The organism is Gilliamella sp. wkB108 (genome assembly GCF_001690195.1).
Taxonomy (GTDB): Bacteria; Pseudomonadota; Gammaproteobacteria; order Enterobacterales; family Orbaceae; genus Gilliamella; species Gilliamella apicola_L.
This window is the reverse complement of the sequence record NZ_LZGM01000065.1, coordinates 1-2,325: the sequence shown is the minus strand read 5'-3', so window position 1 is coordinate 2,325 and position 2,325 is coordinate 1. Positions and strand designations below refer to the sequence as shown.

Annotated in this window: 1 protein-coding gene and 1 pseudogene; both read left to right on the top strand. The window is 27.2% G+C overall.

Annotated features, from left to right (window positions below; all coding sequences use genetic code 11):
• Positions 1–1,005 precede the first annotated feature (1,005 nt).
• Positions 1,006–1,368, top strand: a pseudogene (locus A9G11_RS14395) (contractile injection system protein, VgrG/Pvc8 family); the annotation flags it as partial.
• A 668-nt stretch (positions 1,369–2,036) separates the two neighbouring features.
• Positions 2,037–2,325 (top strand): hypothetical protein (locus A9G11_RS06170; protein WP_141674361.1); only part of this gene is annotated, 289 nt, incomplete at its 3' end.

Genomic DNA, 2,325 nt, shown 5'->3' with positions numbered 1-2,325 from the left:
TAATTAAATCACCAAAAACAAGAATCAACAAAATGGCGGTGAAATGGCGATTGACAATGTTCTTATATGATTTTATATGTCTATATAGGTCATTTTAACTTATAGATTCAATTGTAACTTATTGATTTAAAATATATCTCCAAAAAACTCATAATCGATTGGTCACTGGTTCAAGTTTAGTAACCAACATGCCATTATTTAAATTATTTTTTGTGAAATTATTTAAGGTTAACTGTACCTTTTAGCATAAATAAAATGCTGGATTCAAGAACGCTACATATAGTAGTTAAGTGAGTTAAAGCGGGAGCGGTTTATATATAACTTGATGCATATTTTGTAAAAAATATTCAGGAGTCTATACCGTTTCAGTTTTCTTTTGACGCTATATTTAACAGTTAAGTGTCAATAGAGTTGGTAAAATGTTCAATATATTCCGATTGTTAAACGTAATTATCTGTTTTATATTAATCTTTATAAGACTTAATTAGCCATTCAGCAAATTAGATTTGCAATAAACTTGATTTAATCGGTTGAAAAGTAACACCACTTTTTTTATGGCAAGTAAATTGGTTGATATAAGTGAATAAATTTGCAAAATCAACAGTCGTTGGCAAACGACAATGACTTTTAACCTATTATTTTATTTGGAAAATATAAGAAAATTTTGAATAAATAAATTCGTTATAACTCATTTAAATAATTGTAATAGAAATGTTAGATTATTTTATCTAGTTATTTCACTGCGAAAAATATCATTGAATTGATCAAAAAAACAGCGTATCTTTAAAAAGAATATTCACATTATTTTGTAAACTAAATTAATAAAACAATAAGGAAAATTATGGTATTTAAAATGTAATCTATATTATAAAAAATGGATATGTAATCTAAATTATAAGGAATGGATATGAGTACAATAAATCAAGGACTCAATGATTTCGTGTCATTATTCAATGGCTCTCAGAAAAACCAATATGCATTGACTATTGATTAGAGCTAAAAGATACTTACCCAATTCGCGAATTTATCATTCAATGGCAAGAGAGTGACCTTACTTTTATTCAAAGATTACTGGCCGATGTAGGAATTTGGTTCTGCTTTGAAACGCATCCTAAACACAATTGTGATGTTGTAGTGATAAGTGATTATGAACAGGGATATGAGAATGTCGGTAATATTGCCCTTAAGCCACCAAGTGGCATGAATGACAGTCAACAAAACAGCATTTGGAATTTACAATTTAGTAGCAGAACCAAACCCAAGCAAGTTAGTGTTAATGATTATAACTACCGGAGTGCCAGCATAATGGTTATATGGCAAAAAATAACCGATAGCATTCGAATAAGGGAAAGCTCGTTTGAAAATTAACAAAAGTATAGCGTAGCGGAGACTTCTGTATACTTTTTAGCAAGGATCTGAATGCGTATTGGTTTGAATAAAATTAAATTAAAGTAAACTTACTTGTTTTTGGGTTTTAATAAATTTAATCAATAATGGTTTATTCTTTTTTAATGATTCAACGCTAGATTAACTTGATTGGATAATCACGTTTATCTGCGATTCTCTATTAAATCCTTTATGAACATTTTTACTGTATGAGAATTCGCAAGTAAGCTCATCGATATTTACAAAATATGCTTAAAAAATGATTGATATTAGAATTGTTATACTACATTATTTTTAGTTAATGTTCTTATGATGACGTATATGAATAACGATAATCTGATTTTAAAGATTTTAGAAAAAATTTGAGATTTAGGTGCATTTTGATTTTTTAAGTATTTTAAGGGAAAAAAGAATCGATATTAGATAATGCCAGTTCAATTCGTACCATTACGTTTATTTCACAAGTTATTGTTTTGACAGTAATGAAACACGCACTTTATAAACATAACATTTTGAATTTTATATCGAATATATAGGAAAAAAATACAGTCTCTTTGCTATCTAACAAAAGTTCTTGGATTGAATTTGAAATATGTTAGAGGATAAGGGATTGTGTATTGAGTTTTTAAATTATTGTTGAAGGTAAAAATATGAAAAAATCACAAATAATTGAATTATTAAGTAAATTAGAATTAAAAGTAGCATACGATGAACCAGATAATTTGAGTGATACTCAAGAGAGATTTATATCTTCATTGAGAGCATTCAAAAATAAATTTATCGAGTTAGATAAGTTATATCAAAACAAACCATTATCAGATAATCAGTATGATCAAGATTTAAGAACTCTTCAATCTTGTTTACATCAATTAAGTAATCTAGAAGATTTTTTTGATTCTGATGAAACAGGTTATACCTACAAAGTTACTGAAATATATG